Here is a 16407-nt window from a genome sequence, read left to right as displayed (position 1 = left end):
CTGCGTCAGTCTTCACCGTGGTGGACGTGATCCCGTCGCCCGCCAGTTCCTCCACACTACCGGTCGGCCGCCCGATTGCCGGGGATAGCTCGATCGGGTCACCGATCAGGTCACTAGGTCGTGGTCAGTTGCTCGACGAGCTCGACGGCACTGTCGACGGAATCCAGCAGTGCGCCGACATGGGACTTGCTACCGCGCAGCGGCTCCAGCGTCGGGATCCGGACGAGCGAATCACCACCGAGGTCGAAGATCACCGAATCCCAACTCGCGGCCGCGATGTCGGCACCGAACCGGCGCAGGCATTCGCCGCGGAAATACGCCCGGGTGTCGGTGGGCGGGTTTTCCACCGCGTCGAGCACCTGTTGCTCGGTGACCAGACGTTGCATCGAGCCGCGGGCCACCAGCCGGTTGTACAGACCCTTGTCCAGCCGGACGTCGGAGTACTGCAGATCGACCAGGTGCAGCCGCGGGGCGTTCCAGTTGAGGTTCTCCCGCTGGCGGAATCCCTCCAGCAACCGCAACTTGGCCGGCCAGTCCAGCAGGTCGGCGCATTCCATCGGGTCGCGCTCGAGCAGGTCGAGCACATGGGCCCAGGTCTCGAGCACGTGCGACGCCCGGGGGTCCGGGTCCCGGCTGTCGACCAGCTTGGCCACCCGGTCGAGGTAGATCCGTTGCAGGGCCAACCCGGTGAGCTCACGGCCGTCGGCCAGCGCGACGGTGGCCCGTAGCGACGTGTCCCGCGAGAGCACGTGTACGGCGTGTACCGGGCGGGCCAGGGTCAGGTCGGACAGATCGATCCCGATCTGGTGGCCCTCTTCGATCAGGTCGAGCACCAGCGAGGTGGCGCCCAGCTTCAGGTAGGTGGAGGTCTCGGCGAGGTTCGCATCGCCGATGATGACGTGCAACCGGCGGTACTTGTCGGCGTCGGCGTGCGGCTCGTCACGGGTGTTGATGATGCCGCGCTTGAGCGTGGTCTCCAGACCGACCTCGACCTCGATGTAGTCGGCGCGCTGGGACAGCTGGAAGCCGGCCTCGTCGCCGGACGGCCCGATCCCGACCCGGCCGGACCCGGTCACCACCTGGCGCGACACCAGAAACGGTGTCAACCCCGCGATCACCGCCGAGAACGGCGTCTGCCGGCTCATCAGGTAGTTCTCGTGCGAGCCGTACGAAGCGCCTTTGCCGTCGACGTTGTTCTTGTACAGCTGCAACTTGACCGCACCGGGCACGCTGGCGACGTGCCGGGCCGCCGCCTCCATCACCCGTTCGCCCGCCTTGTCCCAGATCACCGCGTCCATCGGGTCGGTGCATTCGGGTGCGGAGTACTCGGGGTGGGCGTGGTCGACGTACAGCCGGGCGCCGTTGGTGAGAATCATGTTCGCCGCGCCGACCTCGTCGGCGTCGACGACCGGGGGCGGCCCTGAGGACCGGCTGAGGTCGAAGCCGCGGGCGTCGCGCAGCGGTGACTCCACCTCATAGTCCCAGCGCGTGCGCTTGGCCCGCTGCAGTCCGGCCGCCGCGGCGTAGGCCAGCACTGCCTGGGTGGACGTCAAGATCGGATTCGCGGTCGGATCAGACGGCGAGGAGATGCCGTACTCGACCTCCGTTCCGATGATCCTTTGCATACGGCCCACCCTAGACATCGCAACGACGTCCCTGCACAGCAGCCTGTGGTGAGATTGGGCGTCATGGCAGGCTCCGACTCCGCGGACTCAGCGCAGCGCCTGCTGGCCGAACGCTGGTTTCTCGAACGAGGCCTGCCCGCCGTGCTGCGCCCCGGAGCACTCGTGCGCCGCGTATGGCCGCGCTCGGCGCCCGCCTTGGCCGCCTACGCCGTGGTGATGACGTTCTCGCTGGTGTTCGTGCTGACCACGGGCAAGCACACCGTCGACATCGCCGGTTCTCCGACCGGCGCCGAGTGGTTCGTGCTGGCGAGCATCGCACTGGTCGCCCCGGCCGCCGCGCTGGCCGGCTGGCTGGTGTCGCGCCTCACCGGCGACCGGACCCGGATCGCGGTGTCCACGGCATCGACGGCGCTGGTGCTGACCAGCGCCGCCGTCGGAGGTCCGACACCGCGGTTCCTGGTCGACATGCTGGTGGAGGGCGCGGTCCTGTGCCTGATCCTGGTGTGCACCGCGACGGGGGTCGGAGCGATCCTGGGCTGGACGGTGCGGGTCATGCTGGCCAACCTCGCCTCGGTCGGGAACCTGCTGCTCGGCGCACTTCCGGTGATGCTGCTGACCGTGCTGGTGTTCTTCAACGGTCCGGTCTGGACGATGGCCGCCACCGTCAACCGGCCCCGCCTGTGGCTGGCTCTGCTGTTCCTGTTCGCGATCGCCGTGTCGTTTCTCCTGTCGAGCACGCTGACCCAGGTACGGCCGATTCTGCAGCCCGATGCCAAGCGCCCCGAGGACGCCGGACACCTCGTCGGGACGCCGTTCGAGACCATGCCGGACCGGCCGCGCCGGGTCGCTTTGTCCAAGGCCGAACGGCTCAATGTCGCGTTCGTGCTCGCGCTGTCGCAGATCGTTCAGGTGATGACGGTGGCGCTGGTGACCGGCATGCTGTTCGGCGTGCTCGGCCTGATTCTGGTCAGCCCCGAGCTGCTGGCGGCGCTGACCGACGGCGGCTCGTCCGACGGCCGGATCCTGGGCATGACGCTGCCGATACCGCAGGCGCTGATCCAACTCACCATGTTCTTGACCGCCCTGACGTTCATGTACCTGGCGGCGCGCGCGGTCGGCGATTCCGAGTACCGCTCCCGGTTCATCGAGCCGCTCGTGGACGACCTGCGCCTGACGCTGGTCGCGCGGGACCGCTACCGCACCGCCACCAAGTCGCGCTGAGGGCCGGTGCGATGCGCGGTGATCGCGCACAATATCCCGGTGTCGGACATGCGGTCGGTCCACCAGTGGTTTCTCCATCGCGGACTGCCGTTGGTGCTCACCCGGCGGGTGCGTGCCCGCAAGCTCGTCCAGCGTTCCGCGCCGATGATCAGCGTGGTCGGCGCGCTCACCGCGGTCGCCATGCTGCTGGCCGATCTGACCGGCCCCGCACCCGACCACGGCTACGCGGCGCGTCTGGCCGTCGTCGCGGTGATCCTGCTGGCGGCGCCGTTCGCGCTGGAGGTGCTGCACCGGCTGGGAACACGGGGCGGCGAGACCCTGCGCCGGTGGGCCGCGGTCCTGGTGATGGCGATCTTCGTGCTCGTCATGCCGTTGACCGTCAGCGGGTGGTCCTCCGCGGCGGCGGCCGAAGTGCCGATCTTCGTGCTCATCTCGCTGATCGCGATCTGGCTGACCTATCTCGGCTTCGGCTCGATCACCCTGTGGGCCTTCCGGTTCGCCTGGGTCCAACTCGGCGCGCTGGGCACGCTGATGAGCCGCGCGTTGCCGTTGTTGATGCTGACCGTGGTCGTGTATTTCACCGGCGAACTGTGGCAACTCTCGGCCCGCATGAGCCGCGAGCGCCTGTGGCAGACGATCGGATTCTTCGGCGTGGTGGCGCTGGTGTTCATGGTCGCGACCATCCGTGACGAGGTGCGGGCGCTGCGCCAGGACCGGTCCACCCGCTCCGACCCCGACGAGCTGCTCGCCGGGACCCCGCTGCAGTCGCGCGGGGTGGTGGCCCAGGCATCGCCGCCGTTGTCGTCGGCCGAGCAGGTCAACGTCGTGGCGGTGATGGTGGTGGCCCAGGCGATTCAGGTGGTGCTGTTCACCGTCGGCCTCTTCGCCTTCTTCCTGGCGCTGGGCGTCATCGCGGTACCCGACGAGGTGGCGGTGCTCTGGTCCAGCGAGCAGGGGTGCGCGGTCGGCGAACCACCCTGCGCGGGAACCTGGTTCGGTATCCACATCCCGATCCCGCAGACCATCGTGCACATGTCGTTGTTCGTCGCGGTGCTGTCCGGCCTGTATTTCACCGTCAGCACGAGTGTGGACCCGATGTACCGGCAGCGCTTCTTCGACCCGTTGATCGCCGATGTCGCGGTCAGCCTCGCCGGCCGCGACGCCTATCTCGAAATGGAGGCCCGAAGATGATGACGAATTCGATGCGCGGCAGGCGCTACGGCGAGGTGCTGCTGATCCGGGGCGGCCAGGCCGATGCGGCACCGACGGCTACGGTCTACAACACCTACCCCCTCAACGACTGCCCCGCCGACTTGTGGGCGCAACTCGATCCCGAGGCGCTGGCCAAAGAGCACGGTGCGCTCGCAGTGCTGCTCAACGGTCCGCGCTACTGGCTGATGGACGCCATCGAGAAGGACATGGGCGAACGGGTCATCGAGAACTTCGGCGGTATCGACATGATCGCGCAGGCCACCGTCACGCTGACGTCGATGAACGCCGCGCCGTACCTGCCCAACACGGTGTCGCGCCACGCGGTGTTCGTGTTCGCCGCCGGTGAGCCCGTCTTCGAGCTCACCGACCCCGACGGCAACCACTGGGTCATGCAGACCTGGAGCCAGATCGTCGACCCCGAACTCGGCTACGACGACCTGACCGGCCTCGGCTCGCGACTCTCGTTGCCGACGGGCTGGTCGTACCGAGCCCGCATCCTCGACGACGAACTGCGCGTCGACACCGCCACGGAGGCCGCCCAAGTCCTGCAGGACGACCTGACCAACAGCTACTCGCGGGTGTTCTGAGCCGACCAGACCTGACGGAACTTCCCGGTTCGCGCGTCGATCGAGGGCAACTCTGCTGCATGCTCGATCACCACGTCGGGCAGTCCGTGCTCGGCGAGAAAGCCGCCGGTTCGACCCTCGATCGCCACACCCGGCAGCCGGTTGCCACATGCCGGTACAGATGTCGGTAGTAGGGCGAGGCGGTGCGCGCATGGAGCACCAGCTCGTCCAGCCTCTTCTGCTGGCGGCACGCGATGGCCGCACCGTCACCGCGTCGGAAGCGCCAGGCCTCCCACGCCAGGTTGAGGAGACCGAGCTGCTCGGACACGGGGTTCAAAGCTTGTAGCCGATGGTCCGCAGCAGGTTGCGCCGGTCGGCCACGTCCTCCCCGGTCTCGATGCCCAGCGGCGGCTCGCCGTCGACGACTCCGACGATACCGCGGCCGAGGGGCGTCACCGCGATCAGGACATCCACCGGATTGGCTGTGGCGCAATAGATTCCGCAGACCTCAGGTACTGCCTTGACCGGGTTGAGCACGTTGACGGGGAACCCGTCCCGCAAGAAGATCACAAAACAATGCCCGGCACCGATGGCCAGCGCGTTGCGGGCCGCCAACTCGACCAGTTCGGGGTCGTTCCCGCTGCGGCGGACCAACCGCGGTCCGGATGCCTCGCAGAACGCCAGCCCGAAACGAAGCCCCGAGCTGACCCCCACCAGCGCCTCGTGCAGGTCCTCGACCGTCTTGATGAAGTGTGACTGGCCGATGACCACGTTGAGGTCGTCCGGCTTGTCGACGGACACCACATCCCAGGACGGCGGCGGTGGGGCCACAGGACCATGATGCCACCGCCACCGCCCTGCCGGACGGGATAGCGCTACAGGTACTGACCCAGGTTGGACTCGGTGTCGATAGCCCTGCTGGCGCTCGACGACTTCCCGGTGACCAGCGTGCGGATGTAGACGATCCGCTCACCCTTCTTGCCCGAGATGCGGGCCCAGTCGTCGGGGTTGGTCGTGTTGGGCAGGTCCTCGTTCTCGGCGAACTCGTCGACGATGGAGTCGAGGAGATGCTGGATGCGCAGACCCGGCTGGCCCGTCTCCAGCACCGACTTGATCGCGTACTTCTTCGCCCGGTCGACGACGTTCTGGATCATCGCTCCGGAGTTGAAGTCCTTGAAGTACATGACCTCTTTGTCACCGTTGGCGTAGGTCACCTCGAGGAAGCGGTTGTCGTCGATCTCGGCGTACATCCGCTCGACGACTTTCTCGATCATGCCCTTGATGCACGCCGGTCGGTCACCGCCGAACTCGGCGAGGTCATCGGCATGCACCGGCAGTTCTTCGGTCAGGTACTTGCTGAAGATGTCCAGTGCCGCCTCGGCGTCCGGCCGCTCGATCTTGATCTTGACGTCCAGACGGCCGGGCCGCAGGATCGCCGGGTCGATCATGTCCTCGCGGTTGGACGCACCAATGACGATGACGTTCTCCAGCCCCTCGACGCCGTCGATCTCACTGAGCAGCTGCGGCACGACGGTGGTCTCCACATCGGAGCTGACGCCGGTGCCGCGGGTCCGGAAGATCGAGTCCATCTCGTCGAAGAACACGATCACCGGAGTGCCCTCGGACGCTTTCTCGCGAGCCCGCTGGAAGATCAGCCGGATGTGGCGCTCGGTCTCACCGACGAACTTGTTCAGCAGCTCAGGGCCCTTGATGTTGAGGAAGTAGCTCTTCGCCTCGCGCGCGTCGTCGCCGCGGACCTCGGCCATCTTCTTGGCCAGCGAATTGGCCACCGCCTTGGCGATCAGCGTTTTGCCGCAGCCGGGCGGACCGTAGAGCAGCACGCCCTTGGGCGGACGCAGCGAGTACTCGCGGTAGAGCTCCTTGTGCAGGAACGGCAGCTCGACCGCGTCACGGATCTGCTCGATCTGACGGGTCAGGCCGCCGATGTCGTTGTAGGCCACATCGGGCACTTCCTCCAGCACCAGGTCCTCGACCTCGGCCTTCGGAATCCGCTCGAACGCGTACCCGGCCTTGGTGTCGACCAGAAGCGAGTCGCCGGGACGCAGTCGGCGCGGGCGGTCGTCGGTCAGATCGTCGTCGTCGGCGTACGCGTCGTCGGGCAGGTCCTCCGCGGCCACCAACGGTTCGGCCAACCAGACGATGCGCTCCTCGTCGGCGTGCCCGACCACCAGCGCGCGGTGGCCGTCGGACAGGATCTCGCGCAGCGTGCTGATCTCGCCGACCGCCTCGAACGTGCCGGCCTCGACCACGGTCAGCGCCTCGTTCAGGCGCACCGTCTGGCCCTGTTTGAGCGATGAGGTGTCGATGTTGGGTGAGCAGGTCAACCGCATCTTGCGGCCGGAGGTGAACACGTCGACGGTGTCGTCGTCCTGCACCGCCAGCAGCACTCCGTAGCCGCTGGGAGGCTGACCGAGCCGATCGACTTCCTCGCGAAGGGCCAGCAGCTGCTGACGTGCTTCCTTGAGCGTGTCCATCAATTTCGCGTTGCGGGCCGCGAGCGAATCGATGCGCGCCTCGAGCTGATGCACGTCCCGCGCACTGCGGCCGGCTCCCAGGCCGCCTACGGTGTTCTCCAACTGCTCGCGCAGAATGGCCGCCTCGCGACGCAGCTGCTCCAGTTCTGCCGCATCGTCGCTGGACAAGCCGGCGGACAGGTCTGCGGACAGGTCATTCTCGGGGCTTGTCCCGAAGACGTCAGAGGCCTCAGAACGCTCGGATTCACTCATGTTGCGCTCCCTTCCCACACCGGATGTTGGCGCGGTAACAACTTCAACGCTACCGGCGATTCAGTCATTGTGTGCGGTCTAGGAATTCGACACACCCGCACCGCTGTTAACCTCTGAAGATCAGTCGGCCGAACGGAAGGACAGCCGTGACCCTGAAACCCCTCGTTACCAGCTTGACCGCTGGGGTGGCAACCGCATTCGTGCTGGGTGCCGTTGCGGGTGTGACCTCGATTGCATCCGCGCCCGGCATCGCTGTGGCGAGCCCGGCCGTCGTGGCTCCGCTTCCGGCCGCGCCGGCCCCTGATCTGCAGGGCCCACTGGTGGCCACGCTGTCGGGTCTGCAGGGACCGGGCACGTTCACCGGCGCCAAGTCGAGCTACGTGCAGGGCGGCCTGGGCGTCGTCGAGGCGCGTCTGGCCGATCGCGGCTACCGGAATGCCGCAGCCAAGGGCTACTTCCCGCTGAGCTTCGCGCTGTCCAACATCGACCAGAACGGCCCGGTGGCCACCGCGCTGGTGACGGCGACCGCGCCGACCGGCGAGGTGGCCAGCCAGCCGCTGACGTTCATCGCGGGTCCGAGCCCGACCGGGTGGCAGCTGTCCAAGCAGTCCGCCATGGCGCTGATGACCTCGGTGGGCTGACCCTCTCCCCGGTTCGACGATGACGCGCATGCGTCGCACGGCTTCACTCCTGAGCGCCGCCACCCTGGTGGCGGCGCTCGGCGTGAGCGCCTGCACGTCGCGCGACGATTCAGCGAACCCGGTGGCGTCACCGTCGGTGGAGACCTCCCCGGCCCCGTCGGTGGGTCTACCCGTGCCGTCTCCGCCCGCACCGGGCGGCCCCCCGCTTCCGCCCGCCGACGTGCTGACCGACGTCATGTACCGGCTGACCGATCCCGCGGTCCCCGGCGCAGAGAAGCTCCCGCTGATCGAGACCGCCGCGGCCGCCGAAGCCGAGGCGCTGGACCGCTTCACCGCCGCGTTACGCGACAACCGGGCGCTGCCGCTGATTTTCGAAGCCCGCGATATGGCATGGTCGCCCGCCGAGCCCGGCCATGTGGTCGCCACCGTCATCGTCACCACGGCCAACCCCGGCAACGGCACGTTCACCTATCCGATGGAGTTCCTTCGGACCGGTGACTCGTGGCAGCTGACGCAGCGCTCGGCCGACCAACTCCTGCAGCTGCAATCCGCGCCGGAACCCACCCCCGCCCCGCCGCCGCGTTGACATGTGGATCGGCTGGCTGGAATTCGACCTGCTGCTCGGCGATGTGCACTCCCTGAAACAGAAGCGCTCGGCGCTGCGGCCACTGATCTCCGAGTTGGCCCGCCGGTTTCCCGTCTCGGCCGCCGAAACAGCGGCGCAGGACCTGCACCGCCGGGCCGGAGTCGGCGTCGCCGTGGTCGCGGGCGACCGCGCGCACGTCGTGACGATTCTCGACGCGGTGGAGCGGCTCGTCGCGGCCCGGCCGGAGTTCGAGTTGCTGTCGGCCCGCCGCGGCCTCCTGCGCAGCACCGACGAGTAGCCGAGCGCCGATCAGGCTGTCGTTCGCTTACGACGCAGCGGCACCGGGGCCACGGCGCCGGGAGCGAGCTTGCGCGCGCTGATCAGAAAGGCCGTGTGACCGCGCATCGAGTGCTCCGGCCGCACCGCCAGACCGACGACGTGCCAGCCCCGCTGCATACTCTCCCACGCCCTCGGCTCGGTCCAGCACTGCTGTTCACGCAGCGCCTCCACGGTCCGGGAGAGCTGGGTGACCGTCGCGACGTAGACCATCAGGACCCCGCCGGCGACCAGCGCAGCACCGACCGCCTCGAGCACCTCCCAGGGCGCGAGCATGTCGAGCACCACGCGGTCGACCTCGCCGCCGGAGTAGTCGGCGAGGTCGCCGATCACCAGTTCCCAGTTCGGCGGCCGCTCACCGAAGAACGTCTCGACGTTGCGCACCGCGTGCTCGGCGTGGTCCTCGCGCACCTCGTAGGAGGTGACCGTGCCTTCCGGACCGACTGCCCGCAGCAGCGAGCACGTCAGCGCGCCCGATCCCGCGCCGGCCTCGAGCACCCGGGCGCCGGGAAAGATGTCTCCCTCGTGCACGATCTGCGCGGCGTCCTTGGGGTAGACGACCTGTGCGCCGCGGGGCATCGACATCACGTAATCGACCAGCAGGGGTCGCAGCACCAGGAACTGATCACCGTTCGTGGATCGGATCACGCTGCCTTCGGGCAGCCCGACCACCTCGTCGAGCGCGATGATGCCGCGGTGGGTGTGGAACTCGCCGCCGGGCTTGAGGATCATCGTGTAGCGCCTGCCCTTGGCGTCGGTGAGCTGGACACGGTCACCGACGGCGAACGGACCTGTTCTGCGCACAGCAGAACAGCCTGCCACCGGACGCGCCGTGCCGGGTATCCGGGGCTGTCGGATTCCCGTCCTAGGGTGAGCTCCATGAATGAACAGACGGGACGTCCGGCGCGCCGGCCCGCGCTGTCTCCGTCCCGGGCCAGCGACTTCAAGCAGTGCCCGCTGCTCTACCGATTCCGGGCGATCGACCGGCTGCCCGAGCCGTCCTCGACCGCGCAGATCCGCGGGTCGGTGGTACACGCCGCCCTCGAGCAGCTTTACCTACTGCCCGCGCCGCAGCGGCGACCGGAAACCGCGCTGTCACTGGTGGCCCCGGCGTGGGAGAAAGTGGTGGCCGAGCAGCCGTCGCTGGCCACCGACGTCGATCCCGCGCTGCGCGACGAACTCCTCGAACAGGCCCGCGCCCTGCTCGCCGGCTACTACCGGCTGGAGGACCCCACCCGCTTCGACCCGGACAGCTGCGAGCAGCGCGTCGAGGTCGAGCTGGCCGACGGCACCCTGCTGCGCGGGTTCGTCGACCGCATCGACGTGGCCCCGACGGGCGAACTGCGGGTCGTCGACTACAAGACCGGCAAGGCCCCACCCGAGGCGCGGGCGCTGGCCGAGTTCAAGGCGATGTTCCAGATGAAGTTCTACGCCGTGGCGCTGCTGCGGTCCCGCGGCGTGCTGCCCGCGCGGTTGCGGTTGCTGTATCTGGCCGACGGTCAGGTGCTCGACTACACGCCGGCCCGGGAGGAGCTTCTCCGGTTCGAGAAGACCCTTATGGCGATCTGGCAGGCCATCCAATCGGCCGGCGCCACCGGCGACTTCCGGCCCAGTCAGTCCCGGCTGTGCGACTGGTGTGCCCACCGCGCGATGTGCCCCGCATTCGGCGGCACTCCCCCGCCGTACCCCGGCTGGCCGGAGGTCCTCGATGACGGCGACCCCGACGCGGTCCTCCAGGTGACCGAGCCGGCCGCGTGATCGACTGCCTGTACCGCCGGGCGGGCCGCGACGGTGACGATGACCTGTTTCTCTCCACCGACGGGACGCGCAGCAACTGGGATCCGCAGATTCAGCACGGATCGCCCCCGCTGGCGCTGCTGACCAAGGCCATCGAAGAGCGAGCCGACGGGACGGGCCTGCGGATCGGACGCCTGACGCTCGACATCCTCGGCGCGATACCCGTTGCGCCGGTGCGGGTGCGAACACGGGTGGAGCGGCCCGGGTCCCGGATCTCGCTGCTGGTCGCCGAGATGCTCGCCGAGCGGCCCGACGGCTCTCACCGGGCGGTCGCGCGGGTGACCGCCTGGCTGCTCGCGCCCAGCGATACCACCGACGTGACCTGCGCGCGCTACGCCCCACTGGTCGAGGGGCCTGAGACCGGGTTGACCCACGCGTGGAGCGGCGCCCCGGGCTACCTGGAGGCGGTGAGCTGGCGCAAACAGGACACACCGGACGGGGCAGCTGCCGAGGTGTGGATGAGTCCACTTGTGCCCCTTGTTGATTCGGAGTCGACGACTGCCCTGCAGCGCCTGGCGATGGTGGTGGACTCGGCCAACGGCATCGGGGCCGCGCTGGACCCGCAGCGGTTCGTGTTCATGAACACCGACACCGTGGTGCACCTGCACCGCCTGCCCGCCGGGCAGGATTTCGGAGTGCGGGCGCTGGGCTCGATCGGTCCGGACGGCATCGGGGTGACCAGCGCCGAGATCTTCGACCGCGACGGTTTCGTGGGCACCTGTGCGCAGACCCTGCTGGTGCAACGGTTGCCGTGATCGGCTCAGCCGCCGTACCGTTCGACAAGAGTCCGCTTGTACAACTTTCCCGCGTCGGTGCGCGGCAGATGTTTCTCGAAAGCGATGGCACGCGGGCACTTCTGGTGCGACAGCCGCGCACCGACCCAGGCCAAGAGCTCCTGGGCCAAGCCATCGGAGGCAGCGGAGAAGTCGACCAGTTCGACAACGGCCATCACTGACTGTCCGAGATCGTGGTCCGGTACGCCGAACACCGCTGCGTCGACGACCGCAGGGTGGCCGACGAGCACGTGCTCGGCCTCCTGCGGGTAGATGTTGACACCACCGGACAGGATCATGTTGTGCCGGCGGTCGGTGAGAAACAGGTACCCGTCGTGGTCCAGGTAACCGACGTCGCCGACCGTGACCCAACCCTGTGGCGAGCGAGCGGCAGCGGTCTTTTCCGGGTCGTTGAGGTAGTCGAAGTCGTAACCGCCCTCGAAGAACACGTCGCCGACTTCGCCCGCGGCAATCTCGCGGCCGTCGTCGTCCAGGATGTGGGGCACTCCGAGGATCGGCTTGCCCACAGACCCGGGACGCCGAAGCCAGTCTTCGGCCCGGATGAAAGAGATGCCCGCGCCCTCCGATGAACCGTAGTACTCGTCGATGATCGGGCCCCACCAGTCGATCATCTGCCGCTTGATTTCCACCGGGCACGGCGCGGCGGCGTGGATGACCCGCTTCAGCGACGAGAGGTCGTACGTGCGCTTCACGGCATCGGGTAACCGCAACATGCGGACGAACATCGTCGGTACGAATTGGGCATGTGTCACCCCATACGCATCGATGCATCTCAGGGCCTCTTCGGCGTCGAACCGCTCCATGACCACCGTGGTGGCTCCGACTTCCTGAGCCGCCATCGTCCACATTGCCGGTGCGGTGTGATAGGTGGGCGCTGGACTGAGATACACCGAGTCGGGTCCGATGCCCAATTCGCGGAACACCGGGGTGGACAACGACGACGGGGCCGCGCCCGCAGCCGGCAGCGGACGCCGAATACCTTTCGGGCGCCCGGTGCTGCCGGCCGAGTACTGCAACAGTTGCCCTACGCCAGGCTCGTCCAGCGGCGCGCCTGTCTCGTTGGCGACGCAGTCCGGGTATCGCCGCCAGCCTTCGAGTTCGTCGTCGGCGAGTAGCGCGACCTCCGGCAATCCTCGCGGCAGCAGGGCTTTCAACTGCTCACACACGCTGCGTTGGCCCCCGGAGGCCAGCACCGCGGCCGCACCGCAGTCGTCGATGATGTAGGCGACTTCTCCTGCGGTGAGGTGCGTATTGAGCAACGTGTAGTACAGCCCGCTGCGGCGCGCCGCCCAGGCCGCCGCATGAATGTGGCGGTTGTTCTCCATGAGGATCGCAACGGTGGCTCCAGCCTCGACGCCACGACGGCGCAGGTACCTGGCCAGCCGATTGGCAGCCGAATCGAGTTCCCGGAAGCCCACCGCTTGACCCGACGGATGAAGGATCACCGCGGGTTTCACCGCTGCTCGACTGGTGGAGTCAGCACGCCGCGCCCCCAGCCGGGCCGTCCCCGATGACGGATTGACCATGATGGGAAGATTACCTACCACATGCGAGAACAAATGTTCTCGCATGGGAAAAGCATCGTTCGACGACGGGGGTACGACGACGGTCGCCGGGCGGCGTCTGTTGTTTCCGGACGCCGGCTGCACACTGCAGTCCATCTCGTCATACGCCACCTCGATGCGTTAGTCTGGAAATGACTATTCTCGTTCACGGGAATGGAACGCATCAACGATTGACGCCCGCCGTCCTCAAAGGAGTGCAGTTTTGAGCACCGACATCCTGATCGTCTCCCCGGACGACCATCTCGTTGAACCCGCGGATCTGTGGACGAGCAGGCTGCCCGAGCGGTATCGGGACATCGGACCGCGCATCGTCCGGCACCGGGGACGGATGGATCCGACGGTCACTTCTGACGTGGCTTTCATCGACGACGAAGACGGGCGCGACGCCGACATCTGGCACTACGAGGATTCGATCATCCCCATCCCCCTCATCAGCGCTGCCGCCGGATACGAGATCGACGAGCTCACCACGGACCCGATCACCTACGACGAGATGCGGCCGGGCTGCTTCCGCCCGAAGGATCGTCTCGCGGACATGGACATCGCCGGCATCGAAGCCTCGGCATGCTTCCCGAACACCCTGGTCCGCTTCTGCGGCCAGCGCTTTCTGCACGCCAAAGACAAAGACCTTGCTTTGCTCTGCATTCAGGCCTACAACGACTTCCAGATCGACGAATGGGGTGGTGACTCCAATGGCCGGCTGATCCCGCTCGGCATCATTCCACTGTGGGATGTGGAACTCGCCGCCAAAGAGGTCGAGCGCGTCGCCGCCAAAGGCATGCCTGCCGTGTGCTTCTCCGAACTGCCCGCCCGCCTGGATCTACCATCCATCCACAGCGGGTACTGGGACCCGTTCTTCGCAGCCTGTGAGCGAAACAACGTGGGCATCATGCTGCACATCGGATCGAGTTCATCGCTGACCAAGTCCTCCCCCGACGCACCACACGTCGTGACGAGCGCACTGATGGCGGTCAATTGCACCATCGCCCTGGTGGACTGGTTGTTCTCCGCCAAACTCAAGCAGTTTCCCAAACTGAAGCTCGCGTTCGCCGAGGCGCAGGCAGGCTGGATTCCCTACTACCTTCAGCGGGTCGACGAGGTGTGGGAGGACCGCCGGGCCTGGGGAGGTATTCATCCGTTGTTGACCGAGCCGCCGAGTACCCAGGTCCCCGGTCGCATCTGGTTTTCCACCTTCGGCGATCCGGTCGCATTCCGGATTCTCGACCTGGTCGGTCCGGACCAACTGATGTTCGAGACGGACTACCCACACAACGACACCAACTGGCCGCACAGCACCGAGGTCGCCAACAAGGCAACTGAAGGGCTCGACGAAGAGACCAAGCGGAAAGTGTTGTCCACCAACGCGAAGACCTTCTTCGGACTGGTGTAGCGCTCCGGCGCACGAATACCGCTCAGCGCCGCCTCGTCGTGTCGCTCGGGAAGTCTGAGCGGCATCCTGAAGTCCGTGACTCCTGAAGCGACCAACGCCGGGTACTTTCGCAGGTGGGTTCGGAGTCGACGCCGACCCCCCTGTGCGTCATGACCCGGACCTGGTACATCGAGATGCGTGGATACTCATTCGTTCGTTCGCCACGGTCGGCCCCACCGATCCACTGCTGCCGCATCTGACAACGGCTTGCGGCGAACCCGGTGATGCCCGCCCTTCGGCCAGCCCACGGTCAACAGCGTCGCGATCTTCCAGTCGTCGGGGATGCCGACCATGTCGCGCAACTCCGGCGCACACGCGTCCTGCCACAGCGTGATGGCCGCGCCCAGGCCCTGGGCACGTGCGGCAAGCAGAAAGTTCTGCACGGCAGGGAAGATCGAGCCGGCCTGCTGCAGTTCCGTGGTGCCCCGTTGTGGCTGGACACAGAAGAGCACCAACCGCGGTGCTGCGCCGCCAACTTCCATGTGCGCGGACATTGTCCGCAGCGTGCGTGATTTCGGATCGTCGGCACCGTCGACGATCTCGGGGAGCCGATAGAACTCCTTCATCACTTCCCATGTCCGGTGCGCAGCAGAGGTGATCAGCGCTCGAACCTCGGCAGACTCGAGCACGACGAAACGCCACGGCTGCCCATTGCCACCCGACGGTGCCCAAGAAGCCGCCAGCAGACACCGTTCGAGCACCTCGTCGGAAACGTGTTCGTCCCGATACCGTCGCACCGCCGTCGCAGTGCTCATCACGGTCCAGAGGTCATCCGAGACCTTGGGCACTGCATCGTTGTTCATGCTTGTGCCCGTCGCGGAAGAACGCCCTGCCAATGCCCGCCTCGCATCGGGCCGGTGATGACCGGAAGGTCCAATGTCGACAACAGACCGGGCGGGGCGGCGATGACTGCGGGGATCGCATTGATCTCCCGCATCACCGTCGCATACGTCAGACCGCGAAGGTTGCTTCCGCGACCATGCATCTCGATGTCGACGGTGTAGGTCGGCATTCCCTCGACAATCACCCGGTATCCGCCGTGCGGCGACGGGTGCCGGGGCCAGTCCGGCGCCGATGTCTCGCCCATCCGGGTGAAATGTTCGAGGATCACCCGTTCCTCACCGTTGACCATGCCTGCGAGACGAAACCGCATCGCGCCCATCGTTCCTTCCTCGACCCACCCCGAGGCGACCTCGTACCGTTCTGTGGCGATCCACGGTTCGATCTCGGTGTCGACCCGATCCAAGGGGAGCCCGAGCCCGTCGGCCACGATGTGGACGACGGGCGCCCACAGGTGCGCAAGTCGCGCCTGATCCAGTAGTGGTGCCGGAAAGTCCGGGGGGTGACCGAAACCCATGAAGTCGAACATGATCTCGGGCTGGTTGATCCCGCCGTAGTCGAGAATTTCCTGGGTGGTCACCGTATCCACCCAGCTGCTGAAACCGGACATCACCAGGGGGATGACGTCATTGGCCCAGCCTGGGTCGACTCCGCTGTTGAACAGGCTGGTGCCCCCGTCCTGGCAGGCCTGCTCGAGCAGCTCCACCGTTTCCCGGTCTGCGGCCGGCGGGTAGCACAGCGGCACCAGAGACGTACAGACGACGTTCTTGCCCGCCCGCAGACAACGCGCGACATCTTGTGCCGCTTCGCGGTAGCGATAGTCACCCGACGCGAAGAACGCCACCACGTCCGCGTCAAGGGCGAGCGCGGCAGCAATGTCGCGAGTAGCGACCACTCCGGTCTCCGGCATGCCGCACAGATCGCCGGCATCCCTGCCGTCTTTGGCCTCCGAATGAACGACGACGCCGACCAGGTCGAGACCCGGGTGGGCGATGATCGCGCGAAGCGCCCCGACGCCGACCTGTCCAGGCCCCCAGAGGATCACCCG

Annotated in this window: 17 protein-coding genes; 9 read left to right on the top strand and 8 right to left on the bottom strand. The window is 67.2% G+C overall.

Annotation, left to right across the window (positions count from 1 at the left end; all coding sequences use genetic code 11):
* Positions 1-113 precede the first annotated feature (113 nt).
* Positions 114-1625 carry a depupylase/deamidase Dop gene (gene dop, locus G6N31_RS05210; RefSeq protein ID WP_098002563.1) on the bottom strand — a complete coding sequence of 504 codons (1512 nt, stop codon included), beginning with the start codon at positions 1623-1625 and terminating at the stop codon, positions 114-116.
* A gap of 63 nt (positions 1626-1688) precedes the next feature.
* On the opposite strand from dop, the gene G6N31_RS05205 reads away from it, so the two are divergent.
* The 3 genes from G6N31_RS05205 to G6N31_RS05195 are packed head-to-tail and all read left to right on the top strand — an operon-like array spanning position 1689 to position 4645.
* Positions 1689-2846, top strand: a complete 1158-nt coding sequence (locus tag G6N31_RS05205) for a hypothetical protein (protein WP_098002562.1) — start codon at positions 1689-1691, stop codon at positions 2844-2846.
* 48 nt (positions 2847-2894) lie between these two features.
* Entirely contained in the window at positions 2895-4037 is a 1143-nt protein-coding gene (locus G6N31_RS05200) for a hypothetical protein (RefSeq protein WP_098002683.1), read from the top strand.
* Positions 4034-4645, top strand: coding sequence for an MDR/zinc-dependent alcohol dehydrogenase-like family protein (locus G6N31_RS05195; protein ID WP_420090366.1), 612 nt, complete (start codon positions 4034-4036; stop codon positions 4643-4645). Before G6N31_RS05200 ends, G6N31_RS05195 begins: the two co-directional genes overlap by 4 nt.
* Here the strand turns inward: G6N31_RS05195 and G6N31_RS05190 are convergent.
* From G6N31_RS05190 to arc, 3 genes are all read right to left on the bottom strand, one after another.
* Positions 4627-4773, bottom strand: a complete 147-nt coding sequence (locus G6N31_RS05190) for a hypothetical protein (RefSeq protein WP_163722041.1) — start codon at positions 4771-4773, stop codon at positions 4627-4629. The two genes, G6N31_RS05195 and G6N31_RS05190, sit on opposite strands and share 19 nt — an antisense overlap.
* A gap of 184 nt (positions 4774-4957) precedes the next feature.
* Positions 4958-5455 (bottom strand): adenosine-specific kinase, encoded by a 498-nt coding sequence (locus G6N31_RS05185; RefSeq protein WP_098002560.1) that lies wholly within the window; start codon positions 5453-5455, stop codon positions 4958-4960.
* 44 nt (positions 5456-5499) lie between these two features.
* A complete protein-coding gene (gene arc, locus G6N31_RS05180) occupies positions 5500-7371 on the bottom strand; it encodes a proteasome ATPase (protein ID WP_098002559.1) in 1872 nt (623 codons plus the stop codon).
* 146 nt (positions 7372-7517) lie between these two features.
* On the opposite strand from arc, the gene G6N31_RS05175 reads away from it, so the two are divergent.
* The 3 genes from G6N31_RS05175 to G6N31_RS05165 are packed head-to-tail and all read left to right on the top strand — an operon-like array spanning position 7518 to position 8896.
* Entirely contained in the window at positions 7518-8012 is a 495-nt protein-coding gene (locus G6N31_RS05175) for an MTB12 family secreted protein (protein WP_098002558.1), read from the top strand.
* Positions 8013-8040: 28 nt separating this feature from the next.
* Positions 8041-8598, top strand: a complete 558-nt coding sequence (gene lppK, locus G6N31_RS05170; protein ID WP_098002682.1) for a lipoprotein LppK — start codon at positions 8041-8043, stop codon at positions 8596-8598.
* Between the two features lies 1 nt (position 8599).
* Positions 8600-8896, top strand: a complete 297-nt coding sequence (locus tag G6N31_RS05165; protein ID WP_098002557.1) for a DUF503 domain-containing protein — start codon at positions 8600-8602, stop codon at positions 8894-8896.
* Positions 8897-8907: 11 nt separating this feature from the next.
* On the opposite strand, the gene G6N31_RS05160 is transcribed toward G6N31_RS05165, so the two are convergent.
* Entirely contained in the window at positions 8908-9738 is an 831-nt protein-coding gene (locus G6N31_RS05160) for a tRNA (adenine-N1)-methyltransferase (protein WP_098002556.1), read from the bottom strand.
* A gap of 75 nt (positions 9739-9813) precedes the next feature.
* On the opposite strand from G6N31_RS05160, the gene G6N31_RS05155 reads away from it, so the two are divergent.
* Together G6N31_RS05155 and G6N31_RS05150 are read left to right on the top strand one after the other, a co-directional pair.
* Positions 9814-10692 carry a RecB family exonuclease gene (locus G6N31_RS05155; protein WP_098002555.1) on the top strand — a complete coding sequence of 293 codons (879 nt, stop codon included), beginning with the start codon at positions 9814-9816 and terminating at the stop codon, positions 10690-10692.
* Positions 10689-11486: a thioesterase family protein gene (locus G6N31_RS05150; RefSeq protein ID WP_098002554.1), complete on the top strand. Its 798-nt coding sequence runs from the start codon at positions 10689-10691 to the stop codon at positions 11484-11486. Before G6N31_RS05155 ends, G6N31_RS05150 begins: the two co-directional genes overlap by 4 nt.
* A 5-nt stretch (positions 11487-11491) precedes the next feature.
* Here the strand turns inward: G6N31_RS05150 and G6N31_RS05145 are convergent, their stop codons facing one another.
* On the bottom strand, positions 11492-13051 hold the full coding sequence (locus G6N31_RS05145) for an AMP-binding protein (RefSeq protein WP_098002553.1): 1560 nt from the start codon (positions 13049-13051) through the stop codon (positions 11492-11494).
* 241 nt (positions 13052-13292) lie between these two features.
* On the opposite strand from G6N31_RS05145, the gene G6N31_RS05140 reads away from it, so the two are divergent.
* Complete coding sequence (locus G6N31_RS05140) at positions 13293-14480, top strand: amidohydrolase family protein (protein WP_098002552.1); 1188 nt, start codon at positions 13293-13295, stop codon at positions 14478-14480.
* A gap of 185 nt (positions 14481-14665) precedes the next feature.
* On the opposite strand, the gene G6N31_RS05135 is transcribed toward G6N31_RS05140, so the two are convergent.
* Positions 14666-15322: a nitroreductase family protein gene (locus tag G6N31_RS05135; protein WP_234815225.1), complete on the bottom strand. Its 657-nt coding sequence runs from the start codon at positions 15320-15322 to the stop codon at positions 14666-14668.
* Positions 15319-16404: an NAD(P)H-dependent amine dehydrogenase family protein gene (locus G6N31_RS05130; protein ID WP_098002680.1), complete on the bottom strand. Its 1086-nt coding sequence runs from the start codon at positions 16402-16404 to the stop codon at positions 15319-15321. Before G6N31_RS05130 ends, G6N31_RS05135 begins: the two co-directional genes overlap by 4 nt.
* Between the last annotated feature and the right edge of the window lie 3 nt (positions 16405-16407).

The sequence above is a fragment of the Mycolicibacterium duvalii genome (assembly GCF_010726645.1).
GTDB classification, from domain to species: Bacteria; Actinomycetota; Actinomycetes; order Mycobacteriales; family Mycobacteriaceae; genus Mycobacterium; species Mycobacterium duvalii.
Note: the sequence above shows the minus strand (reverse complement) of the source record. Positions and strands in the feature narration are given on the sequence as shown.